We start from the raw sequence: 24,916 nt of genomic DNA, 5'->3' as shown, positions 1-24,916 counted from the left end.
CAATGAGAGACACCGATGAAAAACCTGCTGAATTCGCTTGCAAGCGGTAACTGGCGCGCGCTGCTCGCGTGCTTCCTGTACTTCGATACCGGCTTCACCGTGTGGGTCATGTTCGGGCCGCTCGCGCCGTTCATTCACAAGGACATCGCGATGTCGCCCGCGGAACTGGGCTTTCTCGTCGCGGTGCCTGTGCTCGGCGCGGCGATCCTGCGCGTGACGCTCGGCAATCTCTATCAGGCTTGCGACGGACGACGCGTTGCGCTGATGGGCGTCGCGCTGTCGGCGATTCCGTCGATCGTGCTGCTGCTGATGCCCGGCGTGCCGTCGTACACGTTGCTGCTGATTCTCGGCGTGTTTCTCGGCGTCGGCGGCGCGAGCTTCGCGGTCGCATTGCCGATGGCGGGCAGCAACTATCCGCCGAAAGTGCAGGGCCTCGTGCTGGGCCTCGCGGCGGCGGGCAACATCGGCGCGGTGCTCGACGGCTTCATGTTTCCGTCACTCGCCGATCACTTCGGCTGGGCGAAGGCCGCGGGCGCCGCGCTGCCGCTGCTGGGTCTCGCTGCTGTTGCGCTGTTTTTCTGGGCCAAGGATCTCGGACCGAAGACGGGCAGCGGCTCGCAGGCGCTGCGCAGCTTCGTCGTGACGCTCGCGGGTCTTGTCGCGCTCGTCGTCGCCGTGCATTCGGGTGTGTTCGGCGCAGGCAAGACGGGCGTGCTGCTGTTGCCCGTGCTCGGCGCGCTGCTCGCGATCGCCGTGCTGCCGAAGCATTATCGGAGCGTGCTCGTCGAGGGCGATACGTGGATCGTGATGCTCGTCTACAGCATCACGTTCGGCGGCTTTGTCGGCATGTCGTCGTATGTGACGACGCTGCTCATTTCGCTCTATGAGATGCCGCGTCTCGAAGCGGGTCTCTTCATGTCGCTGCTCGCGTGCATCGGCGCGCTCGTGCGGCCCGTCGGCGGACTCGTCGCGGATCGCATCTCCGGCGTGCGCGCGCTCGTGATCCTGCTTGCGGCGATCTCGCTGTGCGACTTCCTGTTCGCCGCGTGGATGCCGCCGCTGTCGGCGGGTATCGTGCTGCTGATCGCGACGTATGTGTGCTTCGGTCTCGGCAACGGTGCGACGTTCCAACTCGTTCCGCAGCGCTGGAAGGGCAAGACGGGCTTGATGTCGGGCATCATCGGCGCGGCGGGCGGTATCGGCGGCTTCTATCTGCCCGTCATCATGGGCATCGCGAAGGAAAGCACGGGCAGCTATCAGATGGGCTTTGCGACGTTCGGCGTGCTCGCGGCGATTGCATTCGGCCTCGTGGTGCTGCATCGCGTGCGCTGGCTCGAATGGGCGCTGCCGAAGGAGAGCCACGCCGTCGTCGAGCCGATTCGCGCGGGCGTGAGCGCGGATAGCGGAGCTTGACGATCGTTCGTCGTTACCCGAATTGTTGACGATCGCCAGCGTGTCGTGCGCTGGCGATTTTCATTGTGTGATGACGCGCTTGCCTTCAGGACAGCAACCCGTCCGTGCGTTCACGCTGTATCCCGTCGAGGCCGTCGAACGATCCGCCGTCCGGGCCACGTCGAACGATTCGTCGCAGCGCCGCCGCCATGCCGCCAAGCAACGCGGCGACGATCAGCCAACCGGCGACGCGGCCCGAGGGCGAGCGCTCGATCAGCCTGGCGGTCCAGAAATCCGGAAAGCGCCGGCCATCGTCGGACTTCGCAAACTGCACATTCGAGTTGGCGAAAACGAGTGGCTTGTCGTTCACGCCGCGCCAGAATCCTTCCCAGATTCCTTCGAGCGCGTACGGCGCCGGGGCGTCCATCACTTCGGCGCCGGGGTACTCGGCGATGATCACGTGCCAGTTCGTCGTTGCGGGCGCAACATTGAAAAGCACGGCTGCTGTAATCGCAATGCCCGCAGCAACTCGCGATTTCCTCAGAACTTCAACGAGGCACGGACCGACGACCAGAAAAATAATCGGTAGGCACGGAAGGAGATATCTCGGTCCCCAACCAAATGCTCCCCAATGGTTGAGCTTCGAGACGACCAGCATATAGAGGAAGGTGCCAATCGACATTGCTTCGATCAGGTGTCGATGCCTCGCTTGCAGGCCGCGCCAGATCCACGGCAGCAGCAGGCCGAGCAGCAGGATCGGCGAGTAAAAGAAAAGTCCCCGATTGCTGCTGAATATCAGGCCGATAAAGCCATGAACGATGTTGCCGTCCATCGCATTGCCGTGGCTCAATTCGAATGCGGACGTGTTGGCCGGGCGCCAGAACGATCCCGTGCGCGCGGCGTTGTAGACGAACATCGGCACCATGCCGAGCACGAATACGGATGCCAGCAGCAGGTAAGGGCGCAGCGAGGCTCGCGTGCGCCACCACAGGAACACGAGCGCGACGACGAACGCGGGAGCCATCGAGTAGCGGAACGTGCAAACGACAGCCAGCCAGAGTCCCGCTGCCGCAAACGTTCGAGCGCTGGCATCCGGAAGCAGCATGCGCTGCGCGTAGTAGAGGAAGGCGCACATGGCGGCGGCGCAAGGCGCCACGTCCCACGCTACCTTTGCATACGCCAGATAGTAGGTGCCCGCCGCGAACGCGAACACGATCAGGACCGCTTGCGATACCGCGTAGCGCTGCGCGAAGAGCAGGAACAGAAAGAAACATCCGATCGCGCAAACGACCGCATACGTCAACGAGACGCCCACTTTGGCAGGCAAGGGCGGATTGAGAAACTGGCTGTCGACGGGCCGGTGATCCAGTTGCGATCCGATCCAGGCGGCGGGCAGCATCAATAGCACGGCGCCGAGGTCGTGTGGCTCATAGTAGAGGCCATTCGGCGCGTGGCTCCAGAAGACGGAATCGGGTGGATTCGACGTGCTGAGCGTGTGTTGGGTCGCGGCCAGCGTGGCGGCCGAAAGCTGCTGGCCAGCGTCGTAGCTGCCAATCCTCCCACTCGATATCATCAGGAAGAAGCAAAGAAAGAAGCCGAGCACAGCGGCTTTTACGCCGGCAAACTGACGTTCATCCACTTGACGGTCGCGGGCCATGTCGCGCTTCTCCCCTCGATGCGATCTTCGGTTAAGGCCCAGCGACACTGTCAATCTGGATCTGACGTCAACTCTCGAGCCCGGGGCTTCACTCTAGATCGATCCCGGTGAATGCAATGTACGTTGTCGCACGATGCGGGGTCATGGTTCGCGCGGTGTCGATGCGGGCGTCCGGGTCGATCGCGTACGACGCGGCATCATGCGCCGATAAGCGTTGCGCTACGCGGGCTCTTGTCCGCTTTGCGTTGGACGCGAGACAGGCTCGTCGTGCGGATTCTGCGTGGGCAGGTCAGCTTGTTCTTGTTCTTGCTGCTGTGCCTGCGTCTCGCGCGACATCGAAGCGGACGATTTGGCATCACCGCGCTGCGCGGCATGAAACGAGCGCACTGCGGCCCGCAGCGTCGCAAAGTGCAACTGCGCGGCCGTCACGTCGTCCATGCCGTGCTTGTGAAGCCAGTCGAGCCGTTGCGTGCGGCGTCCGGCGAGCACGAGCGACACGCCGCGCTGCTCGAGCTCTTCCCGCAACTCGTCGAGCGCGTGACGCCCGGTGACATCGATGCCCGTCACGGCCAGTGCGTCCAGCACGAGCCATTGCGGCTTCGGCACCGTTTCGGCGACCACGTCGAGCGCCGTCCGTTTGAAGTATCGCGCGTTGAAGAACACGATCGGCGAATTGAAACGGAACAGGCACAGTCCGGGCGTGCAGCGCGCATCGGGATGACGCGCGGTGCTGTGAAAGCCCTTCATCCCGTCCGCGCGGCCGAGCACTTCATAGGAAGGGCGCGCAACGAGGCGGATGAAGCGGAACAGCGCGAGCGCGACGGCGAGCATGATGCCCTTGAGCGAGCCGAGCGCAACGACGCCCACCGTCGCGACGATGCAGATGGCGAACTCGCCGCGCGCTTCGCTCCACAATGCCTTGACGGTGGTGATGTCGACGAGCGATATGGCCGCCATCACGAGCACTGCGCCGAGCGCCGCAGTCGGCACGAATCGCAGCGGCCCGGTGAGAAAGATCAGCACGAACGCGATGGCGGCCGCGGCGACGATCGATGCCAGTTGCGTGCGTCCTCCCGCCATGTCGTTCATCGCGGTGCGCGAGTCGGCGCCGCTGATCGCGAAGCCGTGCGAGAGCGCCGACGCAATGTTCGCCGCGCCGATCGCCGACAGTTCGCGGTCGTCCTCGATGTCATAGCCGTTTTTCGCGGCGAAGCTGCGTGCCGTCAGCGTCGCGCTGCAGAAGGAAATCAGCGCGATGCCAGCAGCGTCGACGGCGAGCGTATCGAGGGTATCGAAAGAGAAGCGCGGCACGACGAACGACGGCAGGCCCGCAGGCACGGCGCCGATCGTGCGCACGCCGTGTGTGTCGAGCGCGAGCAGGGCCGTCACGCACGCGGCCGCGGCGAGCGTGGCGAGCGCAGCGGGCACGCGGGGCGCGAACTTCGGCATCAGCAGGAGCAGCGCGAACGCACATAATCCGACGGCCAGAGTCGGCAGATGCGTTTGCCCGATCTTCGCCGCGATTTCGATCAGCGTACCCACGACGCCCGTCGACTCGATCTTGAAGCCGAGCAGCTTGCCGGCCTGTCCGAGTGCAATCGATATCGCGATGCCGTTCATGAAGCCGGTGAGAATCGGCCGCGACAGAAAGTCGGCGCATGCCCCGAGGCCGACGAAGCTCGCGGCGACGCAGAACACACCCGCGAGGAACGCGACCGTGATCGACATCGACATGTATTCGGGCGAGCCGACGGCCGCAAGCGGCGCGATTGACGCTGCGATGAGCGCGCAGGTCGCCGCATCCGGGCCGACGATCAACTGGCGCGAGGTGCCGAAAAGCGCATACGCGACGAGCGGCCACATGCATGAATACAGGCCGACGGCCGGATTGAAGCCGGCCAGCTCCGCGTACGCGACGCCGACGGGCAGCGCGACCGAGGCCACGCACACACCCGCGACGACATCATGGCGCAGGTCGTCGCGGCGATAGCGGACGAAGGCGACGACGCCTGGCGCGATCCGCGCGAGGCGGGCAAGCACTCTGCCGTTGATGCTGGACGATTGCATATCGATGGCCCGAAGGTGCGCGGTCCACGCAGCGGCCAATGCGGCGCGGCGTGCAACGCTGCCAATATCGCTCAGTGTAGTAGCGGATGAGCGGCTTCGGAGCGCGATTGCTCGCGTGAGGCGCAGGGCTATCGAGTGAAGGAAGGTTTGCGCGGCAAGGCCAGGGGGGTTGTCACCGGATGAGAGGTTGACGGACCGGGGCCGTGTCCATCGACTTCATCGAAAGCGCGCGATGAAGGAAATTAGCGATCCTCACTGAGCTGACTTGCAATTCGCCTGAATCATATTTCAGTGCGCTTGACGGCGCATTTGAAAATGCTTCGCAAGTGTTCAAGGCGCGGAAAAGAAGGTGCGAGAACGTACAGACTTAAAGTCAGGCATCCAAAGAATATTGGTGTGCTGGTATTGAATGAAACTTTCAATCGGGAATATTTCGTTCAGAGAAATGCAAGCATGTGGTGTGAAGGAAAGATAATTTCAATCAAAAAAGAAATATATCGGCCCGAAGGGGAGAATAAATTGAACAGGACGTTTCCTGGGCTGGATGCACTGCGAGCTTTGCTCGCATTCTATCTGGTTCTGTTTCATACATTGCCGTCGTACAAGGAATACGGGTCGATGCGTCTATATGATGTCTTCGGATTCGGCGGCTATGCAACGAGTACGTTTTTCGTTTTATCCGGATTTATTCTTTCGCACATTTATGTCGGAGCAGAATCACGGCGAGGATTCAAGGTTTCGACGTCCCGCTTTTTCATCAAGCGATTCAGCAGCCTTTATCCCATACATATTTTCACCTTGCTGTTGACGGTTGCATTGACGTTTTTGAGTTCTCATCCGAACGATACGCTTTTGCAAACGATAGCGCCGCGAACAAGGGGAATGGATGAAGCCGTTTTGAATCTGGTCATGCAGCTTCTTCTGCTGCAGGCGTGGAATCCGTTTTATCTGTCGTACAACATCCCCGCATGGTCGATTTCGACTTTGATGTTCTTTTATCTGGTATTCCCTGCAGTCGCGCCGCGACTGATGAGGATCTCAAATAAAGCCGCAATGCTGTTAGCGGTGTGCGCGGCCTATCTCGTCGTTGCGCTGATTGCGGTTCTGGAGAAATGGTATGGCATCGGTGTAATTGGAATGCTTCATACGAATCCGCTACTCCGTCTTCCGGAATTTCTGGCGGGGATACTCACATACGGCGTGTTCGTCCAACATGGCGATGAAATCGCCGATGCTGTCGCACGCCATTGGCGCTATTTGCTGTCTTTTCTGGCAGTCGTCTTCTGCGTCGCGAGCTACGTGTATGCGAACGGCTCGCATTCGACACGGATTCTGCTTCATAACGGCGCAATGCTGCCCACTCAGATAGCCGTCGTGATCGTCTTCGCATGCCTGCTGCGCGACACGTCGGCGCAGTCGGGCGAGTTTGTACGGCGGCTCGGAAATGCGTCGCTTTCGATCTTTGCGTTGCAAAGCCCATTGTTCGACCTGTACGCAAAGGCAGAAAAGATCCTGGACCTGCCATTCCCGATTCTCTCCTGTCTCGATCGCTTGCATCTATGCGCGCATATCGCGGGTGGAATACCGTTGCGGTTTTCCTTCTACCCCATCTTTCTGCTGTTGATCGCCTGCGTGGCGATTGTCTTTCAGGAGAAGGTCGTCGCCCCAACGAGAACGTATGTGCGCCGCGTCCTGACGCGCGAGAAAGTCGCGACCGTGCCGGTGCATTCCGTTGTGTCGCCGGATTGAGGATCTGTCGCAACGGGATGTTTCTGTTCCGGCGACTTCGGGGCGGGAAAAGAGCGTAGTGAGCCGCGTACTTGCGCGTCAGTAGCGTGCTCTGATGCGAGTGCGGGATTTCCCCAGGTCCGGTGTTTCGTCACGTCTAGCGGAGTGGTTCGGGCCAGACGGGCTGTCCGCTGCGATTCTCGCCACGCCTTCGCAAGCCCTTGTTTTCGTGGATTTTTTCAGAGGGTGTCGGCAGCTTTCCGAGCCCGGCGAATCTGAATCTGTATGAGCACCGCCCCACTTCGAGCGCACCACGACGCTCCGAATCTGATCCGACGCCCCTTCTTGAAAATGTAATTCCCGGTCCATATAATTAGCACTCACTGCACGAGAGTGCTAACAACTTCGCCGGCTGGCTCAGCCAGCTGGCTTTCCTCAGCGTACTTCAGTCCCAATCCAAGAGAGGATATATCCATGAACCTTCGTCCTTTGCATGATCGCGTGATCGTCAAGCGTCTGGATCAGGAAACCAAGACCGCATCGGGCATCGTGATCCCCGACGCAGCAGCAGAAAAGCCGGATCAAGGCGAAGTGCTGGCCATCGGCCCGGGCAAGCGTGACGACAAGGGCAACCCGATCGCGCTCGACGTGAAGGTCGGCGACCGCGTCCTGTTCGGCAAGTACGCAGGCCAGACCGTCAAGGTCGACGGCAACGAACTGCTGGTGATGCGCGAAGAAGACATCATGGCCGTTGTCAACAAGTAAGCACCTGTTCCAGTCAGTACTTGTTCCGGTTCATTCTCAAGAATTCAAGGAGTTAGAAGATGGCAGCTAAAGACGTCGTGTTCGGCGATTCCGCCCGTGCCAAGATGGTTGAAGGCGTGAACATTCTCGCCAACGCAGTGAAGGTCACGCTGGGTCCCAAGGGCCGTAACGTTGTTCTCGAGCGCAGCTTCGGCGGCCCGACGGTCACGAAGGACGGTGTGTCGGTCGCGAAGGAAATCGAACTGAAGGACAAGCTCCAGAACATGGGCGCGCAAATGGTCAAGGAAGTCGCTTCCAAGACCAGCGACAACGCCGGTGACGGCACGACGACGGCAACGGTTCTGGCCCAGTCGATCGTTCGCGAAGGCATGAAGTACGTCGCATCGGGCATGAACCCGATGGACCTCAAGCGCGGCATCGACAAGGCCGTCGCGGCAGCAATCGAAGAGCTGCGCAAGATCAGCAAGCCCTGCACGACGAACAAGGAAATCGCGCAGGTCGGCGCGATCTCGGCGAACAGCGACACGTCGATCGGCGATCGCATCGCTGAAGCAATGGACAAGGTCGGCAAGGAAGGCGTCATCACCGTCGAAGACGGCAAGTCGCTGCAAGACGAGCTGGACGTCGTCGAAGGCATGCAGTTCGACCGCGGCTACCTGTCGCCGTACTTCATCAACAATCCGGACAAGCAAGTCGCCGTTCTGGAAAACCCGTTCGTGCTGCTGCACGACAAGAAGGTCTCGAACATCCGTGATCTGCTGCCGGTTCTGGAGCAAGTTGCGAAGGCTGGCCGTCCGCTGCTGATCATCGCTGAAGACGTCGAAGGCGAAGCGCTGGCTACGCTGGTCGTCAACAACATCCGCGGCATCCTCAAGACGGTTGCTGTCAAGGCTCCGGGCTTCGGCGACCGTCGCAAGGCAATGCTGGAAGACATCGCGATCCTGACGGGTGGCCAGGTCATCGCCGAAGAAACCGGCCTGTCGCTGGAAAAGGCAACGCTGCAGGAGCTGGGCCAGGCGAAGCGCATCGAAGTGGGCAAGGAAAACACGACGATCATCGACGGCGCTGGCGAAGCAGCGAGCATCGAAGCGCGCGTGAAGCAAGTGCGCACGCAGATCGAAGAAGCGACGTCGGACTACGACCGTGAAAAGCTGCAAGAGCGCGTGGCCAAGCTGGCTGGCGGCGTTGCAGTGATCAAGGTCGGCGCAGCGACCGAAGTCGAAATGAAGGAAAAGAAGGCACGTGTCGAAGACGCACTGCACGCAACGCGCGCAGCTGTGGAAGAAGGCATCGTGGCCGGTGGCGGCGTCGCGCTGATCCGCGCTCGCAGCGCAATCGCTGGTGTGAAGGGCGACAACGCTGACCAGGACGCAGGCATCAAGATCGTGCTGCGCGCGATGGAAGAGCCGCTGCGCCAGATCGTCACGAACGGCGGCGAAGAAGCCAGCGTCGTGGTGGCAGCTGTTTCGGCCGGCAAGGGCAACTACGGCTACAACGCAGCAACGGGCGAGTACGGCGACCTGGTCGAAGCGGGTGTCGTCGATCCGACGAAGGTGACGCGCACGGCGCTGCAAAACGCAGCTTCGGTCGCTGGCCTGCTGCTGACGACGGACGCAGCTGTCTGCGAACTGCCGAAGGAAGATGCACCGATGCCTGGCGGCATGCCCGGCGGCATGGGCGGCATGGGCATGGACATGTAATTTCCGGCAACGGAAATGCATGCGGGAAGCGCGCCGCAACGCGTGCTTCCCAAAAATAAAAAACCCGCAGCGATGCGGGTTTTTTATTTGCGCTTCCGGCAGGCAAGCCGTGTTCTGGCCATGCGGCGCTGCTATACCGAATGTTTCAGCGCTTCAACAGAAAGTGCGCGCCCAGATGATCGAGCACGCACGACACACTGGCGGCTTCCGTTTCTACGGCTGTTTCGAGAAGCAGGTCGGGATTTTCAGGCGGTTCATAGGGCGCAGATACGCCCGTGAACGAGCTGATGGTTCCCGCAATCGCTTTCGCATAGAGTCCCTTCGGATCGCGCTTTGCGCAATCGTTTGCAGAAGCGGACAAATAAGTTTCGACAAACCTTTCGTGTCCGATGATGTCGCGGGCCATCGCCCTGTCGTCGCGCATCGGCGAAATGAGCGCGGCAACTACGATCAGGCCGGCGTCGTTCATCAGTTGCGCGACATGCGCAACCCGCCGGATATTTTCGCGGCGGTCTTCCTTCGAAAAGCCGAGATCGCTCGTGAGGCCGTGACGAACATTGTCGCCGTCGAGCACGTAGCACGCATGGCCCATCGACATGAGTTTGCGTTCGAGACCAAACGCGATGGTCGATTTGCCGGCCCCCGATAGGCCAGTCAGCCACACGGTGACGGGCTTGTGTCCGAATATCAGCGCGCGGTCGGGTTCCGTGATCGTTCCATTGCAACGAAGCACAAACGGCTGGGCGCGTTGGGCGGGCGTTTCGCTGACCTCACGGGCGGCGCGGTCGTTCGATGCGTCGTCGCGCGCGTGAGATGGCCACGGTTCAATGTGGTAAGTGCCGCCAGGGCAAAGGTTTTCCAATTCGGCTATTTCCTTTCTTCGACCGAAGGGGTTCAACAGCCTGCCTTCGACACTTCCCGATTGGACGCTCGGGCGCGAATCGCACCGTGTGCGGGCAAGTGAACAAAGACGGGCGGGAGACAGAGTTCAAGTTTACAGTTCGTAACTCTAATCCATTAGATTTAACGGTGCTGTAACGCTTCATTACGGAAGTAATATCTGACTTGCAATTTGTGCTTGACTACCGGATTGACGTGAGCGTGCGCGATGTGGACGCGCCCTCCGCACGTTGCGAGCGAAGGGCGAACCGCGCGAAAAGGGCGGAAAAGGACGTAACCGAACGGGTCAGTGCCGCGCCTCGCCCGGCGGCGGCTCCTTGCCTCCTGCAAGCGGCACGTCTTCATCGCTGCTGCGTGCCCAGAAGAAGCGGTCCGGCAAGTAAGCGCCCATGCCCGGGCGAAACGCCGCCTGCGTCGCCTGGAACAGATACTCCTGCGCTTCGCGCACGGCTTCGGCGGGCTCCTGACCGTTCGCCAGCAGCGCGGCGATCGCGGCGCCGAGCGTATCGGTGATGCCCATGACGCGCTGCTGGGCACGATCCCACATGTCCTGCCGTATCTGGCCATCGTCGCTGAAGAGCGTATTGACGAGCCGGTGCGTGCCCGTTTCCGTCGACAGGATGTATTCGCACCCTTGCGACAGCAGATGCGAGATCGCGGCATCGAGCGTCGGCGCTTCGGCGTCGCCGTCCGGTTGCGCGAGCGCGAGCAGCGCGGTCGTGTCCGCGACGAGCAGCGTCGTCTGCGGCGCGAGCAGATCGGCGATCGCCTCGCGCAACTCGTCGGCGGCGAGCACGTGTTCGTCGTCGAGCGTGAAGTCGGGGGCGAGGATCAGTGGAATATTGTCGTAATCGGCGACCACTTCGGCGATTGCGCTGACCACTTCGGCGCGCGTCGCCGCACCGACCTTGAACGCGGCGATGGGCATGTCTTCCAGCAGCATCCGCGCCTGGGTCGCGACGACTTCCGGGTCGAGCCCGGTCACTTCGTCGCAGTTCGCCGAGTCGCGCACCGTGTAGCCGGTCAGCACGGACACGCCGTGGCAGCCCATGCTGGCAAGCGTCATCAGGTCGGCTTGCAGCCCGGCGCCGCCCGTCGGATCGGAGAGGCCGAAGGTGAGAACGATGGGAGGGGTGTCGCTGGCCATGAAATCTTTGATGAGTCGATAAGCGGGACGTTCGTGGGCCGTAGCGCGCGAGGCGCCAATGGGGCCCGCAGACGGCTCAATTATGCGGCTTTATATTGGCATCCGGCATTTTTTCGCATCAGTCGGCCTGTCCCATCATAGATAAAGCGGCCACCGGGCCGCGCGAAGCCGCTCGAGCCCCGCATCCGCTAGGCATGGGGGCGGCAACACGGTACCATCATGGCTCCCGTTTCCACGGACTTTTCGACGCGACTCAAGAATGGAATATAAGAGCTGGATGTGCCTGATCTGCGGCTGGATCTACGACGAAGAAGCCGGTCTGCCAGAGGAAGGAATCGTGCCGGGCACGCGCTGGGAAGATGTCCCCATCAACTGGACCTGCCCCGAGTGCGGCGCGCGCAAAGAAGACTTCGAGATGGTCCAGATCTGAGCGACCCATCGTTCGGCGAGGGCGGCGTTTCCATGTCCGTCTCGAAGCGAAGGGCTGCAAGATTCGAATTGCACTATGATGCAACGACTCCAGGCTTTCAAGTTCGAACTGATGCCGACTGGCGAGCAGGATCGCAATATGCGCCGCTTCGCCGGCGCGTGTCGGTTCGTCTTCAACAAGGCGCTAGCGTTGCAGAGAGACACGTACGAGGTGGGCGGTAAGTACATCGGCTATGTCGCAATGGCCAGGCACCTCACCGTTTGGCGCAATGGCGACGAGACGCCCTGGCTCATGGACGCACCGGTACACGCACTGCAGCACGCGCTCAAGGATCTCGATCGCGCGTACAAGAATTTCTTCGAGAAACGCGCTGCGTTCCCACGGTTCAGGAAACGCGGTCAGAACAACGGCTTCCGCTATCCCGATCGCAAACAGATCAAGCTCGATCAGACCAATTTCCGGATCTTCCTGCCCAAGCTCGGCTGGGTTCGCTTTCGCAAGAGCCGCGATGTGCTTGGCGAAGTGCGAAACGCAACCGTGTCCCATGCCGGCGGCAAGTGGTTCGTCTCGATACAAACCGCTCGGGAGATCGAGCAGCCGCTCCCGGTTGGGACGTCCTCGGTCGGTATCGACATGGGCGTCGCCCGCTTTGCCACGTTCTCGGACGGCTCATACCTCTCGCCGCTCAACAGCTTCAGGCGCCATGCGCCGCGGCTCGCGCGCGCACAGCGAGCGATAAGCCGCAAGCAGAAGTTCAGCAATAACTGGAAGAAGGCGAAAGCCAGAATCCAACGTATTCACGCGCGTATCGCCAATGTCCGGCGCGACTTCCTTCACAAGGCCTCGGCCGCGATCAGCAAAAACCACGCATTCGTGTGTATCGAAGACCTGAAGGTCCGCAATATGTCTCGCTCGGCATCCGGTACGCTCGGCAATCCCGGCCGCAACGTCAACGCAAAGTCAGGCCTGAATAAAGCCATCCTCGACCAAGGCTGGGCAGAATTCCGGCGCCAGCTCGAATACAAGCTCGACTGGAATGGCGGCTGGCTTATCGCCGTGCCACCGCACGATACAAGCCGCACCTGTCCGTGCTGTGGCCATGTGTGTGCTTTCAATCGCATGACGCAGGCGCAGTTTTTCTGCGTCGAGTGCGGTTTCGAGGCCAACGCCGATTTGGTCGGCGCGATCAACGTGCTTCGTCGTGGCGAGGCACAACTGAGCAGTGAAGGGCTGGAATTAGCCCGGATAGCCTGTGGAGAATCGGTGCAGTCAGGCCGCTCGGTGAAGCAGGAACCCTCCGAGGTGACTTGCGATGGATAACTCCGTCAACGGCACGGTAGGAATCCTCCCCATTCATGGGGGGGAGGATTTCAATGTGGTTTTGGTCCAGCAGCAGGTGGCAGGCGCCGTCTCGTCGGTGTGGATCTTTGCCGACGATTGCCGACGTGTGCAACCGGTGCGCATGCCGTCTCGCGTAGCCGTTGCCAGCCTGTCGTATCGCTGCTTCGAGACGCGGCGCCGTTTCCGGCTACGCGTCGGATGGCCCTGCGGTTGCTTTATTTTCGCCACTGCGGCAGTTCGGGCGGCGCCGTGCTGGTGCCCGTTCGACGAAGCCGGCGTTCCTGCAGCCTGCCCATGACACCTCGATCCGCATCGCCCGATACGCTCGACGCTTTACCGAACCCCCGCGGCGGCGCCGTCCGTCCGGCGGAACAGGCCATCGCCGACGCCCTCAACGCGTTCGAAGGCCGTCGCGACATGACTGCGCAATTGCTCGTCGCAGTGCGCGCGCTGCGCGAGGCGGGTTGGGTCGCCGCGCAACGTTTCACCGATGCGCTGCTGCTGGTATCGCCGATGGCCGCGAGCGGTCTCCCCGATGAGGCCCCCGCGCGCGCCACGTTCGGCGCGGCGTTGCGCGCGTTTCACGCGGCGCTGGAGCGGCGCAATCTGCGCGAGCTGAGTTGCTCGCCCTCGTTGTTCTCGCACTACCAGGCACTCAGCACGCATATCGCGCAGCGCACGCCCGGCTACAGCGTGACCTTCGAGGACATCGCATTGGCCGGTCGGCCGATTCCGCCCGTCACGCTGCGCTCGCAGTCTGCCGCGCGTCTCGCGCATGCGCGGGCGCGTTACGAGCGGGCGCTGCTGCCCGTGCTGCGCTCGAAGGGCAATGTCGGCGCGAGCGCCGCGGTGGCGGGGGCCGTCAACGCGGCGCTCGGCGATCTCGACGCATGCCTCGCGGAATTGGCGGGCCCTGATCCATACGACTTCTGGCGTCTCGCGTCCGCCTGCGCCCGTGCGTTACGTACTCGCGGCCTGTCCATCGAAGACGCCGAAACGCGGCGTTTCTATGCGCGCTGCAATCTGGCGCTCGCGGACGCGGCGCGGGGCATCCCGCTCGCGCCGCGCTCGCTCGTGCGCGCGACGCTCGCGCTTCTGTGGCGCGACTACGCGCTTTTCGGCGCGGCGGCCGAAGACACCGAACACGTGGAACTGCTGCGCGACTACGGCCTGACCGTGGACTGGCATGTTGCGGGCACGCAGGCGTCGGAGGCGTTGTGGGAGGCGGGCGCGCACCAGGCCGAGACATTGGCGCACGTCGCGACGACGCGCGAGCTGGGCGTGCTGACGGTCAATGCCAACGCCTACGAGGACTTCCTCCAGACGGCCGATGGCGCGATCGTCGCGCTGACCGACCATGCGCGCGCCGCAGACAATCCGCAGAAGGCCGACCCCAGCGCCGCGCTGCAGGCGGGCGATGCCGCGTACCGGCTGGGCGCGGCGGCGTCCGCGCTCGGACTGGGCCAGGTGGCGCTGCTCGCCGATGCGCTCGGGCTTGCGTGGCGTCGTCGCGCGCATGCCGGCGTGTCGACGCCCGCGGTGCGCGCACATGTCGTCGTCGATGCGCCCGGCGCGCCTTCGCTCGAAGCCGCCGCCGAGGCGCTGCGCGCGATGTTGCACAAGGTGGCCGCGGGTGTCGCGCCGCAGTCCGCGACGACCGCTCTCGCGGCGCTCACGCACGCGGTCGAACAGGGCGGCGCGTAGCGGGTCGAAGGCTCGCGCGGGTTGAATAGGGACGGTCACTTGTCCTATGCCATCTGCTGCGCGATAGCGCACGTTGCTCTTGACCGGCAAGGGCGAAGCGCGTGATAGAGTGCAGTTTCATGAACTGCGGTTTTTGCCGGCCGCGCACCGATGCACACAGGTTGCGCACAGGTTGCAAGCGTGGCGCGCGGTACGATCCGGCAGGCCTCCGTGTATGAGGCCGGAAGGCCGCAGTTGCGCACCGTCTTTGCTAAAATTCGACCTATGCCCAAGAGTAACGATCGCATCAATCTGACCAACCAGTTCCTGATCGCCATGCCGAACATGGCGGACCCCACGTTTTCAGGAACGGTGGTCTACCTTTGCGATCACAGCGAGCGTGGCGCGCTTGGCCTCGTCATCAACAGGCCAACCGATATCGATCTTCAGGCGCTCTTCAATCGCATCGATCTCAAGCTCGAAATCGAACCTCTGCTGCATGTTCCCGTGTATTTCGGCGGCCCCGTGCAAACGGAGCGCGGCTTCGTGCTGCATGATGCATCGGAAAGCACGTATACGTCGTCGATGCAGGTGCCGGGCGGGCTCGAAATGACCACGTCGAAAGACGTGCTGGAAGCCGTCGCGAGCGGCAAGGGCCCGCAGCGCTTTCTGCTGACGCTCGGCCATGCCGGCTGGGGCGCGGGCCAGCTCGAAGACGAAATCTCGAAGAACGGCTGGCTCACCGTTCAGGCCGATCCGAAGATCGTATTCGACGTGCCCGCTGAAGACCGCTTCGAAGCCGCGCTCGCACTGCTCGGTATTTCGTCGTCGATGCTCTCCGGCGAAGCGGGTCACGCATGAGCGACATAGCCGGACGTGAAGCGACGCTGCTTGCGTTCGACTATGGCGAAAAACGCATCGGCGTGGCCGTCGGCAATTCACTGACGCGCAGCGCGCGGCCCCTCGTCGTTCTGCAAAACCGCAATCGCGAATACCGTTTCGAAGCCGTCGGCAAACTGATCGACGAATGGAAGCCCGATGCGCTCGTCGTCGGGCTGCCGATGCATCCCGACGGCACCGCACATGAGCGAACGCAGCTTGCCAAACGCTTCGGCAATCAGCTGAACGGGCGCTTCAATCTCCCTGTCTCGTGGGTCGACGAGCGCTATTCGTCGGTCGAAGCAGAGGCGGGCATTCGCAGCGGATCGAGACAGGCCGGCATGCTCGACGCCGAAGCCGCGTGCATCATTCTTCAGCAATATCTGGACGGACTTTCCGACGATCATGAGTTCCATTGACGCCGAGGCGCTTTATCGCGCCGTGCTCGAACAGATTCGCGCCGCATACGGCGACACGCTGGGTGCTCCCGACGGCGCGGTGCTCGCGGGCATCTACAGTGGCGGCGCGTGGCTCGCCGAGCGGCTCGCCAAGGACCTGAACGTCGCGACGTTCGGCGTCGTCAACGTCGCGCTGCATCGCGACGACTACGCGAAGAAAGGTCTGCACACGCAGGCGAGCCCGACTTCGTTGCCGTTCGAAGTCGACAACCGCCGCATCGTGCTCGTCGACGATGTGCTGTACACGGGCCGCACCGTGCGCGCCGCATTGAACGAACTGTACGACTACGGGCGCCCTGCATCCGTCGAACTCGCGGTGCTCGCCGACCGTGGCGGGCGCGAGTTGCCTGTCGCGGCGCGCTTCGTCGGCGGCACGGTCGAGATGCCGGCGAATGCGACGCTCGTGCTCGCGCGCGATGGCGAACGCTTCACGTTTCACACCGAGCCGCGCGCGGATTGAGCGAGCTTGCCTGAGCGGGACGGCGAGCCGTGCATCGAGCGTGCAGGCGCATATCACGCGTATGGCGCACGTAGCACGCCGACAAACGCGAGCCTGGATCGAAAGAGATCGCTACCTCGCAGCAGCATCCGAAACGCTCCACCCCAAAGCTCCACCGAACAGCATCACTCGCAGTCCCAAGTCTGATTCAGGATCACCATGAACACGCCCAACCCGGTTTCCCAAGGTTCCACCGATTCGACCGAGAGCGCCGCGTCAGCGGACCGTTTTCGCTTCGGTTTCCTGAAGGGCAATCCGCAGCTCACGAAGAACGGCGAGCTGAAGCATCTGCTGACAATCGAAGGCCTGCCGCGCGCGATCGTCAGCCACATTCTCGATACGGCCGAGCAGTTCGTCAGCGTGACCGACCGCGAAGTGAAGAAGGTGCCGCTGTTGCGCGGCAAATCGGTGTTCAATCTGTTCTTCGAAAATTCGACGCGCACGCGCACCACGTTCGAGATTGCGGCGAAGCGGCTGTCGGCGGACGTCATCAATCTGAACATCAACGCTTCGTCGACGAGCAAGGGCGAATCGCTGCTCGACACGATCAACAACCTGTCGGCGATGCATGCCGACATGTTCGTCGTGCGCCACGCGTCGAGCGGCGCGCCGTATCTGATCGCCGAGCACTGCGCGCCGCACGTGCATGTGATCAACGCCGGCGACGGCCGGCACGCGCATCCCACGCAGGGTCTGCTCGACATGTACACGATCCGCCACTACAAGCGCGACTTCACGAATCTGCGCGTGGCGATCGTCGGCGACATTCTTCATTCGCGCGTCGCTCGCTCGGACATCCACGCGCTCACCACGCTCGGCGTGCCGGAAGTGCGCGCGATCGGTCCGCGCACGCTGTTGCCAGGAGGTCTCGAGCAGATGGGCGTGCGCGTGTTCCACAACCTCGACGAAGGTCTGAAGGACGTCGACGTCGTCATCATGCTGCGTCTGCAGAACGAGCGGATGAGCGGCGCGCTGCTGCCGTCGGCGCAGGAGTACTTCAAGAGCTGGGGGCTGACGCCCGAGCGTCTCGCGCTCGCGAAGCCCGATGCGATCGTGATGCATCCGGGCCCGATGAACCGCGGCGTCGAAATCGATTCGCAGGTCGCGGACGGGCCGCAATCGGTGATCCTCAATCAGGTGACGTTCGGCATTGCGGTGCGCATGGCGGTGATGGGCATCGTCGCGGGCAACAACGACTGATCCGCGGCGGTTCGCATAACCACATCAGGCACAGGTAGGTAAAAAGGTAGGGCATGAAGATCCATATTCAAGGCGGCGCGCTGATCGATCCGGTCGCGGGCACCGAACAGCAACAGGACGTATTCATCGCGGCGGGCAAGATCGTCGCGCTTGGCAGCGCGCCTGCCGATTTCAACGCGGCGAAGACGATCGATGCAAAGGGCCTTTATGTGGCACCCGGTTTCGTCGATCTATCCGCGCGGTTGCGCGAGCCCGGCTATGAGCACAAGGCGACGCTCGAATCGGAAATGGCCGCGGCGCTCGCGGGCGGCGTGACGACCCTCGTGTGTCCGCCCGACACCGATCCCGTGCTCGACGAGCCGGGCCTCGTCGAAATGCTCAAGTTCCGCGCGCGCAATCTGAACCGTGCGCATGTGTATCCGCTGGGCGCGCTGACGGTCGGCCTCAAGGGGCAGGTGATCACCGAGATGGTCGAGCTGACGGAAGCGGGCTGCGTCGGTTTCTCGCAGGCCGATACGCCCATCGTCGATACGCAGGTGCTGCTGCGCGCGCTGCAGTACGCGAACACGTATGGCTATACCGTGTGGCTGCGTCCGCAGGATGCGTATCTCGCGAAGGGCGGCGTCGCGGCGAGCGGGCCGCTCGCGTCGCGGCTCGGTCTGTCGGGCGTGCCCGTATCGGCGGAAACGATCGCGCTGCACACGATTTTCGAACTCGTCCGCGTGACGGGCGCGCGCGTGCATCTGTCGCATGTGTCGTCGGGCGCGGGCGTCGCGCTGATGCGCGCAGCGAAGGCGGAAGGCTTGCCCGTCACCTGCGACGTGACGATCAATCACGTGCATCTGATCGACATCGACATCGGCTATTTCGATTCGCAATTCCGGCTCGATCCGCCGCTGCGCTCGCAACGCGACCGCGAGGCGATTCGCGCGGGCCTGCTGGACGGCACGATCGACGCGATCTGCTCGGACCACACGCCCGTCGACGACGACGAAAAGCTGCTGCCGTTCGCCGAGGCGACGCCGGGCGCGACCGGGCTCGAACTGCTGCTGTCGCTGACGGTCAAGTGGGCGGACGAAGCGGGCGTTTCGCTCGCGAAGGCGCTGAACCGTGTCACGGCCGCGCCTGCCGACGTGCTGAAGCTGCCCGCTGGCCGCATCGAAGCGGGCGCAACCGCCGACCTGTGCGTGTTCGACCGCGGCGCGCACTGGCGCGTCGAGCCTCGCGCGCTGAAGAGCCAGGGGCACAACACACCGTTCCTCGGCTACGAGCTGCCTGCGCGCGTGCGTGCGACGGTTGTCGGCGGGCAGGTTGCGTTCGAGCAGCGCTGAGAAAGCCGGACGTCGGCAGTGAGCGCAAAAGAAGCTGAAAAGAATCGGAAGGTTAGCGGAAGACTCCCACCATGAAGCTCGCATTTCGCAAGATTCGGCTGGTCGTGCATCTGCTGTACGGCATGTGGACCGTCTGGACGCGTTTTCATCGTGCGACTGCGCAGCAGCGTCTGGAATTGAATCGCGCCTGGTCGCTGCGCATGCTGCAACTGTGCGGCATGCGTCTCGTCGTGCACAACGATGGCGTGCGGCTCGATGAAGGCGTGCTGGTCGTCGCGAACCACATTTCGTGGATCGACATCTACGTGATCAACGCATGGCGGCCGACGCCGTTCGTGTCGAAGGCGGAGATCCGCAAGTGGCCCGTCGTCGGGTGGTGCGCGCAGCAACTGGGCACCGTGTTCATTCAGCGCGAGAAGCGCAGCGACGCGAAGCGCATCATGCACGAACTCGCCGACCGGCTGAACTCGGGCGAGCTGATGTGCGTGTTTCCGGAAGGCACGACGTCCGTCGGCACTCAACTGCTGCCGTTTCACGCGAACATGTTCCAGGCGCCCGTATCGGCGTCACGCCCCGTGCAGCCGCTCTGCCTGATGTACGAAGATGCACAGGGCCGGCAGTCGACGGCGCCTGCGTATATCGGCGAGATGTCGCTTGGTGAATCGCTCGATGCGTTGTTGCGCGGCGGGCCGCTGACCGCGCATGTGTATGTCGGCGCACCGCTCGCGCCGGGTGCCGACCGGCGCTTGCTGGCGGCCGAGGCGCAGGCTTCCGTGCAAGCGGCGCTCGCCGCGTTGCAGGACCCGGAGTCGCGTCGCTCTGGACAGGTTGCCGACCGGACTCAGGCGTTGATCGATGCGAGCAGGAACGCCACGATAGAACCGCTAAACGGCGGTTCGGACGTCGATCTGACGCGCCACGCGTAAAACCGTTCAGGTGCCGATCAACCGGCGTTGGCGCGACAGCCTTCGCATTCCACTTGCGTGATCGTGCGCTCGGCCGGCGACTGCGCCAGCCGGACGGCCGTCAGCTGCGCGCCCCACACGCAACCAGAATCCAGTCCGATCAGATTGTCGCGGATCATCAGGCCGAGCGCGGCCCAGTGTCCGCAGATGATCGTCATGTTTTCCGTCTTGCGCCCGGGCACGTCGAACCACGGCATGAAGCCTTTCGGCGCGGAGTCGATGCCGCCGCTCGACGAAAAATCCATTACGCCGTCGGCATCGCAGAAGCGCATACGCGTGAGTGCGGTGCAGGTCAGACGCAGACGGTCGATGCCTTTCAGGCTCGATGTCCATCGGTTCGGCTCGTTGCCGTACAGGCCCGCGAGCGTCTCTTTCCAGCCCGGCGCGCGTAACGCGCGTTGCAGCTCGTCGGCGAGTTCCAGCGTCAGATCGACGTCCCATTGCGGCAACACGCCAGCATGCACGAGCAGCATGCCGTTCTCGTAGTGCGCGAGCGGCCGGTGGCGAATCCAGTGGAGCAGATCTTCGGCGTCGGGCGCGGCAAGGATTTCGTCGATCGTGTCGCCTTTCTTTGACTTGCGGATGCCAGCCGACACCGACAGCAGGTGCAGGTCGTGATTGCCCAGCACGGGAACCGCTCGGTCGCCGAGCGCGATGATGTCGCGCAGCGTCGCGAGCGATTCGCGGCCCCGATTGATCAGGTCGCCCGCGAACCAGAGCGGCGCATCGGCAGGCGGCGCGGCCTTGGCGAGAAGTTGCTGGAACTGGGTGCGGCAGCCCTGCAGATCGCCGAAAGCGAGGGGAGGGGAGCTGGTGGAAACGGTCATCGGGAGAATGGGTGGTTCCAAAGGACGCGGCAGCAGCGTCGTGGCGCGACGGATGCCCGCTCGATACGGGAACGAATACGCTGCCAACGACCTGCGCTGCACAACGCGACATGATAGCGCGCGCTCGTGACATCGTCGTTGAGCGCGCTTGCGCCTCGATGCCGCCGACATCGCATCGACGGCGCAATGCAGAGATATTTTTGTTTTTTTCCGATTTTTTGAGGATTTTCTGGCCGCCAAACTCGCTTTTACGCGCCTCGGGAATGAAGCGGGCCGATTTATTCGTCTGATATATTCGGCCGGCTGCCTGCACGGGCGTGCATTTCAGAGCAGGGGAGGAAGGGTTTGCGGCATCCGTCTGAGCCGGTTATCCATCGCGTGCTCCTTACAGGGGCGAGCGGTTTCACTGGTGCCTACGTCCGGGAAGAACTGGCCGACGCGGGCTACGACGTCATCGGCACGACGGCGGGCGCGCCGGAGCCCGGCGAGCGCACGCTCGACATCACGTCTCTGTCGGACTGCCGACGCCTGATCGGCGAACTGAAGCCCGCATTCATCGTGCATCTGGCGGCGATCAGCTTCGTCGCGCACGACGACCCGTTGGATCTGTACAACGTCAACGTGATCGGCACGACGAACCTGCTGCAGGCGTGCGTCGACGTCGGCCACGAGCCGCGCAAGATCCTGATCGCGAGCAGCGCGAACGTCTACGGCAACGCGGAGGGCGTCGTCGACGAAGCTACCGCGCCCGCGCCCGTCAACCACTACGCGGCGAGCAAGCTGGCGATGGAGCATCTGGTGCGGACATGGTTCGACCGCCTGCCCATCGTCGTCACGCGGCCCTTCAATTACACGGGGCGCGGGCAATCCGAGCGTTTCCTTGTTCCCAAAATCGTTTCCCATTTCGTCCGGCGGCGGCCGTTTATCGAGCTGGGGAATCTCGACGTCGCGCGCGATTTTTCCGATGTGCGGATGGTATCGACCGCCTATCGGGCGCTGCTGGAATCGCCTGTTGCGGGCGAAACGCTCAACGTTTGCAGCGGCACGCCGCGCAGGTTGACGGACATCGTCGACATCGTGCGGGAAGCGACGGGGCACGATCTCGAAGTCCGCGTCAATCCAGCGTTCGTCCGTCAAAACGAGGTCAAGGTGCTGGTGGGTTCGGCGGAACGGCTGAACCGCGTGGTGCCGGAGATGCCCGCCATCGGGCTCGAAGACACCATCGACTGGATGCTTGCTCTGGCCTGACTTACAAAACGTCTCAGTTTGTTAGCGTGCTGGTGTTTCTCATTGACACCTTTATAATTGCCGGTTACAAACCGCGCGCTTCGCGGGGTCGGTCAGCTTTGCCGGAGTTCGGGCCACTCGGGTAAAGGCTGCCGGGTTTTTCACAACTGCGGCTAGCCGGCTACTCGGTCAAGAAAATTTCTAGAAGGAATCCCATGATCCTGGTAACGGGCGGTGCCGGCTTTATCGGCGCCAATTTCGTGCTTGAATGGTTGAATGCCTCCGATGAGCCAGTCCTCAATCTGGACAAGCTCACTTATGCCGGTAATCTGGGCACCCTCAAGTCGCAGCAGGACAATCCCCGTCACGTGTTCGTGCGCGCCGACATCTGCGACCGCGCGACGCTCGACGCACTCTTTGCCGAGCACAAGCCGCGCGCGGTGCTGCACTTTGCAGCCGAAAGCCATGTCGACCGCTCGATCCACGGGCCGGCGGACTTCGTGCAGACCAACGTCGTCGGCACGTTCACGCTGCTCGAAGCAGCCCGCACGTACTGGAGCGCACTGAACGATGCGGATAAGGCGGCTTTCCGCTTCCTGCATGTGTCGACGGACGAAGTCTTCGGTTCGCTGTCCGCAACCGATCCGCAATTCTCGGAAACCACGCCTTATGCGCCGAACAGTCCGTATTCGGCGACCAAGGCGGGCTCCGATCATCTCGTGCGCGCCTATCATCACACGTATGGCCTGCCCGTGCTGACGACGAACTGCTCGAACAATTACGGCCCCTACCAGTTCCCCGAAAAGCTGATTCCGCTGATGATCGCGAACGCGCTCGGCGGCAAGCCACTGCCTGTCTACGGCGACGGTCAGAACGTGCGCGACTGGTTGTACGTCGGCGACCACTGCAGCGCGATCCGCGAAGTGCTCTCGCGCGGCGTGCCGGGCGAGACGTATAACGTTGGCGGCTGGAACGAGAAGAAGAACCTCGAAGTCGTGCACACACTGTGCGACCTGCTCGAACAGAAGCGTCCGAAGGCGCAGGGTTCGTATCGCGACCAGATCACGTATGTGAAGGACCGTCCGGGCCACGATCGCCGCTATGCGATCGATGCGCGCAAGCTCGAGCGCGAGCTCGGCTGGAAGCCGGCCGAGACGTTCGAGACGGGGCTTGCGAAGACCGTCCAGTGGTATCTCGACAACCAGGAATGGGTCGACGAAGTCGCTTCGGGCGAGTACCGCAAGTGGGTCGAAACCAACTACGCGCAACGCGCGTAAGGGCGGCACGATGGCACGCAAAGGCATCATTTTGGCGGGCGGGTCGGGCACACGGCTGTATCCGATTACGCATGTCGTGTCGAAGCAATTGCTTCCCGTGTACGACAAGCCGATGATCTATTACCCGCTGTCGACGCTGATGGTCGCGGGCATTCGCGACGTGCTGATCATCTCGACGCCGCAAGACACGCCGCGCTTCGAGGCGATGCTCGGCGACGGCAGCCAGTGGGGGATGAACATTCAGTATGCGGTGCAGCCGTCGCCCGATGGCCTCGCGCAGGCGTTCATCATCGGTCGTGAATTCGTGGGCAACGATCCGTCGGCGCTGATTCTCGGCGACAACATCTTCTACGGTCACGATCTCGCGAAGCAACTCGAGCGCGCGAATGGGCGCACCGACGGCGCTACCGTGTTTGCGTACCACGTGCATGATCCCGAGCGCTACGGCGTGGTGGAATTCGACAAGGAATTCCGCGCGCTGTCGATCGAAGAAAAGCCTGTAAAGCCGCGTTCGAATTACGCGGTCACGGGCTTGTACTTCTACGACAATAAAGTGTGTGACATCGCCGCCGATATCGAGCCTTCCCCGCGCGGCGAACTGGAAATCACGGATGTCAATTCGCGCTACCTCGAGCAGAAGAAGCTCGACGTTGAGATCATGGGGCGCGGGTACGCATGGCTCGACACGGGTACGCACGATTCGCTGATCGAGGCCGCGACGTTCATTGCGACCCTGCAGAAGCGCCAGGGGCTGGTCGTCGCGTGTCCTGAAGAGATCGCTTACCGTCGGAAATGGATCGATGGCGAACAGCTGCTCGCGCTCGCAAAGCCGCTTTCGAAGAATGCCTACGGGCAATATTTGCAAAACATTCTTACGGATCAAGTCGCATGGCCATCAGCGTAACTGCAACTGCACTTCCCGAAGTCAAGATCATCGAGCCGAAGGTGTTCGGCGATGCGCGCGGGTTCTTCTACGAGAGCTTCAACGCGCGCGAATTCGCTGAGCACGTCGAGGCGGGTGTCGAGTTCGTGCAGGACAACCATTCGCGTTCAGCCAAGGGCGTGCTGCGCGGGTTGCACTATCAGATCGAACACGCGCAGGGCAAGCTCGTGCGCGTTGTGGAAGGGGAAGTGTTCGACGTCGCTGTCGACATTCGCAAGAGTTCGCCGAATTTCGGCAAGTGGGTCGGTGTGAATCTGTCGGAAGAAAACCATCGGCAGTTGTGGGTGCCGCCGGGTTTTGCACATGGCTTCGTCGTGTTGTCGGAGTCGGCGCAGTTCCTCTACAAGACGACCGATTACTGGTATCAGGCGCATGAGCGCAGCATCGTGTGGAACGATCCGGAGATCGGTATCGAATGGCCGATCGATTTCGAGCCCCTGCTCGCGGCGAAGGATGCGGCGGGCAAGCGGTTGGCGGAAGCCGATTGCTTCGCATGAGGA

Annotated in this window: 24 protein-coding genes; 19 read left to right on the top strand and 5 right to left on the bottom strand. The window is 62.5% G+C overall.

Annotated elements, in window-relative coordinates; all coding sequences use genetic code 11:
• Window positions 1-15 precede the first annotated feature (15 nt).
• Window positions 16-1,413, top strand: a complete 1,398-nt coding sequence (locus VSR68_RS23135) for an MFS transporter (RefSeq protein ID WP_342942065.1) — start codon at window positions 16-18, stop codon at window positions 1,411-1,413.
• Between the two features lie 85 nt (window positions 1,414-1,498).
• On the opposite strand, the gene VSR68_RS23130 is transcribed toward VSR68_RS23135, so the two are convergent.
• Both VSR68_RS23130 and VSR68_RS23125 read right to left on the bottom strand, forming a co-directional pair.
• Complete coding sequence (locus VSR68_RS23130) at window positions 1,499-3,049, bottom strand: hypothetical protein (RefSeq protein WP_342942064.1); 1,551 nt, start codon at window positions 3,047-3,049, stop codon at window positions 1,499-1,501.
• A 219-nt stretch (window positions 3,050-3,268) separates the two neighbouring features.
• A complete protein-coding gene (locus VSR68_RS23125; protein ID WP_342942063.1) occupies window positions 3,269-5,116 on the bottom strand; it encodes a SulP family inorganic anion transporter in 1,848 nt (615 codons plus the stop codon).
• A gap of 519 nt (window positions 5,117-5,635) precedes the next feature.
• Here VSR68_RS23125 and VSR68_RS23120 point away from each other — a divergent pair.
• The 3 genes from VSR68_RS23120 (at window position 5,636) to groL (ending at window position 9,309) form a co-directional block, all read left to right on the top strand.
• Entirely contained in the window at window positions 5,636-6,865 is a 1,230-nt protein-coding gene (locus tag VSR68_RS23120; protein ID WP_342942062.1) for an acyltransferase, read from the top strand.
• Window positions 6,866-7,318: 453 nt separating this feature from the next.
• The gene (gene groES, locus VSR68_RS23115; protein ID WP_087738853.1) at window positions 7,319-7,609 is read left to right on the top strand and encodes a co-chaperone GroES; all 291 of its coding nucleotides are present in this window, start codon (window positions 7,319-7,321) and stop codon (window positions 7,607-7,609) included.
• A 59-nt stretch (window positions 7,610-7,668) separates the two neighbouring features.
• Window positions 7,669-9,309 (top strand): chaperonin GroEL, encoded by a 1,641-nt coding sequence (gene groL / locus VSR68_RS23110; RefSeq protein ID WP_342942061.1) that lies wholly within the window; start codon window positions 7,669-7,671, stop codon window positions 9,307-9,309.
• Between the two features lie 145 nt (window positions 9,310-9,454).
• Here the strand turns inward: groL and cysC are convergent, their stop codons facing one another.
• Together cysC and VSR68_RS23100 are read right to left on the bottom strand one after the other, a co-directional pair.
• Window positions 9,455-10,042, bottom strand: a complete 588-nt coding sequence (gene cysC, locus VSR68_RS23105; RefSeq protein ID WP_428983568.1) for an adenylyl-sulfate kinase — start codon at window positions 10,040-10,042, stop codon at window positions 9,455-9,457.
• 453 nt (window positions 10,043-10,495) lie between these two features.
• Entirely contained in the window at window positions 10,496-11,356 is an 861-nt protein-coding gene (locus tag VSR68_RS23100) for a hydroxymethylpyrimidine/phosphomethylpyrimidine kinase (RefSeq protein WP_342942060.1), read from the bottom strand.
• A gap of 259 nt (window positions 11,357-11,615) precedes the next feature.
• Here VSR68_RS23100 and VSR68_RS23095 point away from each other — a divergent pair, with 259 nt between their 5' ends.
• The 10 genes from VSR68_RS23095 (at window position 11,616) to VSR68_RS23050 (ending at window position 20,103) form a co-directional block, all read left to right on the top strand.
• Window positions 11,616-11,786: a rubredoxin gene (locus VSR68_RS23095; RefSeq protein ID WP_176096542.1), complete on the top strand. Its 171-nt coding sequence runs from the start codon at window positions 11,616-11,618 to the stop codon at window positions 11,784-11,786.
• Window positions 11,787-11,864: 78 nt separating this feature from the next.
• The gene (locus VSR68_RS23090) at window positions 11,865-13,106 is read left to right on the top strand and encodes a transposase (RefSeq protein ID WP_342942203.1); all 1,242 of its coding nucleotides are present in this window, start codon (window positions 11,865-11,867) and stop codon (window positions 13,104-13,106) included.
• Entirely contained in the window at window positions 13,099-13,425 is a 327-nt protein-coding gene (locus tag VSR68_RS23085; protein WP_342942059.1) for a hypothetical protein, read from the top strand. The genes VSR68_RS23090 and VSR68_RS23085 overlap by 8 nt, the downstream gene beginning before the upstream one ends.
• The gene (locus VSR68_RS23080) at window positions 13,422-14,831 is read left to right on the top strand and encodes a hypothetical protein (protein ID WP_342942058.1); all 1,410 of its coding nucleotides are present in this window, start codon (window positions 13,422-13,424) and stop codon (window positions 14,829-14,831) included. Before VSR68_RS23085 ends, VSR68_RS23080 begins: the two co-directional genes overlap by 4 nt.
• A gap of 264 nt (window positions 14,832-15,095) precedes the next feature.
• On the top strand, window positions 15,096-15,671 hold the full coding sequence (locus VSR68_RS23075) for a YqgE/AlgH family protein (protein ID WP_342935640.1): 576 nt from the start codon (window positions 15,096-15,098) through the stop codon (window positions 15,669-15,671).
• Entirely contained in the window at window positions 15,668-16,108 is a 441-nt protein-coding gene (gene ruvX, locus VSR68_RS23070) for a Holliday junction resolvase RuvX (protein ID WP_342942057.1), read from the top strand. Before VSR68_RS23075 ends, ruvX begins: the two co-directional genes overlap by 4 nt.
• Entirely contained in the window at window positions 16,095-16,607 is a 513-nt protein-coding gene (gene pyrR / locus VSR68_RS23065; protein ID WP_342942056.1) for a bifunctional pyr operon transcriptional regulator/uracil phosphoribosyltransferase PyrR, read from the top strand. The genes ruvX and pyrR overlap by 14 nt, the downstream gene beginning before the upstream one ends.
• Window positions 16,608-16,805: 198 nt before the next feature.
• On the top strand, window positions 16,806-17,846 hold the full coding sequence (locus VSR68_RS23060) for an aspartate carbamoyltransferase catalytic subunit (RefSeq protein ID WP_342942055.1): 1,041 nt from the start codon (window positions 16,806-16,808) through the stop codon (window positions 17,844-17,846).
• 53 nt (window positions 17,847-17,899) lie between these two features.
• Entirely contained in the window at window positions 17,900-19,177 is a 1,278-nt protein-coding gene (locus VSR68_RS23055) for a dihydroorotase (RefSeq protein WP_342942054.1), read from the top strand.
• Window positions 19,178-19,248: 71 nt separating this feature from the next.
• The gene (locus VSR68_RS23050) at window positions 19,249-20,103 is read left to right on the top strand and encodes a lysophospholipid acyltransferase family protein (protein ID WP_342942053.1); all 855 of its coding nucleotides are present in this window, start codon (window positions 19,249-19,251) and stop codon (window positions 20,101-20,103) included.
• 17 nt (window positions 20,104-20,120) lie between these two features.
• On the opposite strand, the gene VSR68_RS23045 is transcribed toward VSR68_RS23050, so the two are convergent.
• A complete protein-coding gene (locus VSR68_RS23045) occupies window positions 20,121-20,969 on the bottom strand; it encodes a symmetrical bis(5'-nucleosyl)-tetraphosphatase (protein WP_342942052.1) in 849 nt (282 codons plus the stop codon).
• Window positions 20,970-20,980: 11 nt separating this feature from the next.
• Here VSR68_RS23045 and VSR68_RS23040 point away from each other — a divergent pair, with 11 nt between their 5' ends.
• The 5 genes from VSR68_RS23040 (at window position 20,981) to rfbC (ending at window position 24,913) form a co-directional block, all read left to right on the top strand.
• Window positions 20,981-21,259, top strand: a complete 279-nt coding sequence (locus tag VSR68_RS23040) for a hypothetical protein (RefSeq protein ID WP_342942051.1) — start codon at window positions 20,981-20,983, stop codon at window positions 21,257-21,259.
• A gap of 55 nt (window positions 21,260-21,314) precedes the next feature.
• The gene (locus VSR68_RS23035) at window positions 21,315-22,217 is read left to right on the top strand and encodes an NAD-dependent epimerase/dehydratase family protein (protein ID WP_342942050.1); all 903 of its coding nucleotides are present in this window, start codon (window positions 21,315-21,317) and stop codon (window positions 22,215-22,217) included.
• Between the two features lie 194 nt (window positions 22,218-22,411).
• Entirely contained in the window at window positions 22,412-23,473 is a 1,062-nt protein-coding gene (gene rfbB / locus VSR68_RS23030) for a dTDP-glucose 4,6-dehydratase (RefSeq protein ID WP_342942049.1), read from the top strand.
• 10 nt (window positions 23,474-23,483) lie between these two features.
• On the top strand, window positions 23,484-24,377 hold the full coding sequence (gene rfbA, locus VSR68_RS23025) for a glucose-1-phosphate thymidylyltransferase RfbA (RefSeq protein WP_342942048.1): 894 nt from the start codon (window positions 23,484-23,486) through the stop codon (window positions 24,375-24,377).
• Window positions 24,362-24,913, top strand: a complete 552-nt coding sequence (gene rfbC / locus VSR68_RS23020) for a dTDP-4-dehydrorhamnose 3,5-epimerase (protein ID WP_342935629.1) — start codon at window positions 24,362-24,364, stop codon at window positions 24,911-24,913. Before rfbA ends, rfbC begins: the two co-directional genes overlap by 16 nt.
• Window positions 24,914-24,916 lie beyond the last annotated feature (3 nt).

It is taken from the genome of Paraburkholderia phymatum (assembly GCF_038900715.1).
Lineage (GTDB): Bacteria > Pseudomonadota > Gammaproteobacteria > Burkholderiales > Burkholderiaceae > Paraburkholderia > Paraburkholderia phymatum_A.
Note: the sequence above shows the minus strand (reverse complement) of the source record. Positions and strands in the feature narration are given on the sequence as shown.

What these genes read in the sequence shown, in the direction of transcription:
- VSR68_RS23135 (WP_342942065.1), top strand. Translation starts at nt 16, where the DNA reads ATGAAAAACCTGCTGAATTCGCTTGCAAGCGGTAACTGGCGCGCGCTG.
- VSR68_RS23130 (WP_342942064.1), bottom strand. Translation starts at nt 3,049, where the DNA reads ATGGCCCGCGACCGTCAAGTGGATGAACGTCAGTTTGCCGGCGTAAAA.
- VSR68_RS23125 (WP_342942063.1), bottom strand. Translation starts at nt 5,116, where the DNA reads ATGCAATCGTCCAGCATCAACGGCAGAGTGCTTGCCCGCCTCGCGCGG.
- groES (WP_087738853.1), top strand. Translation starts at nt 7,319, where the DNA reads ATGAACCTTCGTCCTTTGCATGATCGCGTGATCGTCAAGCGTCTGGAT.
- groL (WP_342942061.1), top strand. Translation starts at nt 7,669, where the DNA reads ATGGCAGCTAAAGACGTCGTGTTCGGCGATTCCGCCCGTGCCAAGATG.
- VSR68_RS23100 (WP_342942060.1), bottom strand. Translation starts at nt 11,356, where the DNA reads ATGGCCAGCGACACCCCTCCCATCGTTCTCACCTTCGGCCTCTCCGAT.
- VSR68_RS23095 (WP_176096542.1), top strand. Translation starts at nt 11,616, where the DNA reads ATGGAATATAAGAGCTGGATGTGCCTGATCTGCGGCTGGATCTACGAC.
- VSR68_RS23090 (WP_342942203.1), top strand. Translation starts at nt 11,865, where the DNA reads ATGCAACGACTCCAGGCTTTCAAGTTCGAACTGATGCCGACTGGCGAG.
- VSR68_RS23085 (WP_342942059.1), top strand. Translation starts at nt 13,099, where the DNA reads ATGGATAACTCCGTCAACGGCACGGTAGGAATCCTCCCCATTCATGGG.
- VSR68_RS23080 (WP_342942058.1), top strand. Translation starts at nt 13,422, where the DNA reads ATGACACCTCGATCCGCATCGCCCGATACGCTCGACGCTTTACCGAAC.
- VSR68_RS23075 (WP_342935640.1), top strand. Translation starts at nt 15,096, where the DNA reads ATGCCCAAGAGTAACGATCGCATCAATCTGACCAACCAGTTCCTGATC.
- ruvX (WP_342942057.1), top strand. Translation starts at nt 15,668, where the DNA reads ATGAGCGACATAGCCGGACGTGAAGCGACGCTGCTTGCGTTCGACTAT.
- pyrR (WP_342942056.1), top strand. Translation starts at nt 16,095, where the DNA reads ATGAGTTCCATTGACGCCGAGGCGCTTTATCGCGCCGTGCTCGAACAG.
- VSR68_RS23060 (WP_342942055.1), top strand. Translation starts at nt 16,806, where the DNA reads ATGAACACGCCCAACCCGGTTTCCCAAGGTTCCACCGATTCGACCGAG.
- VSR68_RS23055 (WP_342942054.1), top strand. Translation starts at nt 17,900, where the DNA reads ATGAAGATCCATATTCAAGGCGGCGCGCTGATCGATCCGGTCGCGGGC.
- VSR68_RS23050 (WP_342942053.1), top strand. Translation starts at nt 19,249, where the DNA reads ATGAAGCTCGCATTTCGCAAGATTCGGCTGGTCGTGCATCTGCTGTAC.
- VSR68_RS23045 (WP_342942052.1), bottom strand. Translation starts at nt 20,969, where the DNA reads ATGACCGTTTCCACCAGCTCCCCTCCCCTCGCTTTCGGCGATCTGCAG.
- rfbB (WP_342942049.1), top strand. Translation starts at nt 22,412, where the DNA reads ATGATCCTGGTAACGGGCGGTGCCGGCTTTATCGGCGCCAATTTCGTG.
- rfbA (WP_342942048.1), top strand. Translation starts at nt 23,484, where the DNA reads ATGGCACGCAAAGGCATCATTTTGGCGGGCGGGTCGGGCACACGGCTG.
- rfbC (WP_342935629.1), top strand. Translation starts at nt 24,362, where the DNA reads ATGGCCATCAGCGTAACTGCAACTGCACTTCCCGAAGTCAAGATCATC.